Here is a 2,818-nt window from a genome sequence, read left to right on the forward strand (position 1 = left end):
TCTTCCGAGCTTTTGAGTCAGCTCTTCAGATTGATCGGGGTGGAGGTAGAGATTCTGGAAAGCGAAACGGTCTTTGTCTTCGTCGGAAGCGAAGCCGATGTAGAAATGGCCGTAGATGTGTATGATTCTCTTGGAGAGAGCGCCGGTGTAGACGAAGGACCGCTCTCTTACACAATAACGATTCTCCCGAAGAATCTTACTCCCAGCCAGCTCCAAACCGCCTTCACATCGATTCAGATACCTGTAGGTGTAATCGAGGCAGGTGACTATGCAATAATAGTCGGGACGAAAGCGTCACTTGCTAGAGCGCAAGAGCTGATTTCCTCTCTCCGTATAGGAATCGATGCGAGCGGGACTTCTGCCGACGGTTCCGTCTCTTACATAACCTTTGCGCTGCCCGAGGGCACGGAGATCAACCAGTTCGAATCAATTGCCGGTTTGATGGAGCTTAAACTGAAATTCGAGCCTGTTGGAGAGAGAGTCTTTATGATTGGGACGGCTGAAGACATAGGTGAATTCGAACAGGTTCTCAGTGGTTTGGTTAACGAAAGATCGGGAATCGTCAACGAGTTCAGATTTGTGAAGAAACTATCCGGTGTCGATGCAGAGACACTGAAGACTTATTTGTTAGCAAAAGAGATTGAGCTTTCGGGGGTTTTTGATGTGAGTGGAGGATACCTCCTGATAGGAAGCGCAGACTCATTGGACGGTGCACAAAGCATAATCGACTACTTGCTGGATAACCAGCAGGTGCATTTCGCATACATCGATCTACCTGCAAGCATAACTCCTGAGATCCTCCAGACGATCGCTAATGAACTTCTACTTGAGATCTCATTTGCTCAGATAACGCCAACGAGGTATTTATTTGTCGGAAATATGGAGGATGTAGAAAGTTTCAGGGACATACTTGCCAAAGCGGTGACAGAGGATACTAAATTCCTGTCTTATTCAATTGTAGTCGTAGGGCAAGCCTTTAATGACGATTTGTCAAGAGTATATGGCCCTGAAGGCAGTGAAAGGTCTGGAATGGATGATCTGAAAGACGCACTGGAGAGCATTGGAGTATCGGTTTTCATAGGCAAGTTCGATAATAGGCTTCTAGTGGTTGGAGAAAGCGTACATGTCGATCTTGCAAGACAGTTGATAACGGAGTTGAATCAGACCATTGGTAGCACTGAAGGAACTGAAAAGGTAAGGATCGAAGATCTTCCACCTGTCAGCGGTTGGAGTATAGAACAGATAACGCAGTTCCTGGAGGCTGCAGAGATTCAATTGAGATCGATTATCGAATACTCTGGAAGGCTTATCGGAATAGGAACGCAGGTGGGTCTGGAAAATGCGAGAGAGGCTTTGAGTATACTTGCAGTTGATTCGAAGAGAGAGTCGGTGAGAGTCGAAAAGAGCTTTGTTTCAGATAATCAGCTTCAGGAGATAATCTCAAAGCTCAGTCTTGAAGTTGATTACATCGACCTTGACAGACAGTGGTTACTTATCGGCGATCCCGAGTCGCTGATGATAATTACTAGGACGATTGAAGAGCTGCCGCCGATAGAGAGATCTCGAGATATATTACCGATCTGACCGTCAATCCGCAAGAACTTGCAGATCTTTTGAGAGAGTCAATCGAAGGAATCACCGTTCAGACCTTCGCAGATCTCCAGATGCTGCTTATCAAGTCAAAGAGTTCGGCCCTGCTAGACGCAGCCGAAGAGATGGTAAGAGACGTTCAGGAGTCTAGAAAGGCGATCGATCCTCTCGAGAAAGGCGTTGTTGTTAAAGATTCGATGGTGAGCATAAGGGTGACTGATCAAGATCTGGAAGCTCTTCTGAGAACTGTTTCTGAAAAACTGGGAATATCGCTTCTTTTCGTTGACAAAATCGTCGAGAATATCACTATGTCGATAGAAGACCTCAGCTGGGATAAACTGGTCAAGGTGATCAATGCAACGAAGCCAGTCGAAATAGTCAGAATCGATGATATTTATGCTGTAACCAAGAAGGAGCAGAAAGCCGGAGAGGAACCGACGGATGTCGAGCTCGTCTACCGCGTCTATCACAATGTCGAAGAGTTAACTAGACTCATTGAGTTCTATGGGGGAGAAGTCCTTTCCGATCCCGTAAACGGTTATATAGTCGTCAGAGGGCTTGCAAAGTCTAGAGTGGACAACATCTTCGATGAAATCGGTTCAGCCCTTTCACAGCCGAAGAAGCAGGTGAGAATAGAAACAAGGCTTGTTGATGAGTCCCTGATTGACGAAATACAGCGAGAGATCAAAACTTCTATCGGAATCAACGCTCCCGAGATCCTCATCGAAAACGGTTCCATTGATCTTGATTTTGGCATTATCGATTATCTAGATATCACACAGCTGATCGATGATCTTGTGAATACCGGAACTATGAAGATAGAGGGTGATCTCAGCGATAGTGACAACGATTCTGACCTTATATCAAGTCCTTCTATAGTTTCGATGAGTGGTGAAGAAGCCAAGATTCACATTGGAGATACGATTCCTTACCTCGTGCGCACAATTGAGTATGTCGATGGTAACCCAGTGGAGATAGAGACTATTGAATACCTGAATACAGGGGTGGAGCTGAGAATAACTCCTACGGTAAATGATGATGGGAAGATACTCCTTGATCTTTTCATTAAGGTAAGCGAACCGGAGAAATACGTTGACGGGACTAGAACTCTTTATGGTGAGAAGACTAGAGAGGCAAACAGCAGGCTGATTATTTCAGACGGAAACACACTGACAATTGGAGGTCTTGTTGCAAATAAGGATACCGTTACGGTCAACAAGATGCCTTT

At 45.5% G+C, this 2,818-nt stretch carries 2 pseudogenes; both read left to right on the forward strand.

Going from position 1 to position 2,818, the window contains the following annotated elements:
• A pseudogene (locus tag BG32_RS16220) lies at positions 1 to 1,584 on the forward strand (type II secretory pathway, component HofQ); the annotation flags it as partial.
• Between the two features lie 29 nt (positions 1,585 to 1,613).
• Positions 1,614 to 2,818: pseudogene (locus BG32_RS16225) on the forward strand (type II and III secretion system protein); the annotation flags it as partial.

Source organism: Mesotoga sp. HF07.pep.5.2.highcov, assembly GCF_003666285.1.
Taxonomy (GTDB): Bacteria; Thermotogota; Thermotogae; order Petrotogales; family Kosmotogaceae; genus Mesotoga; species Mesotoga prima.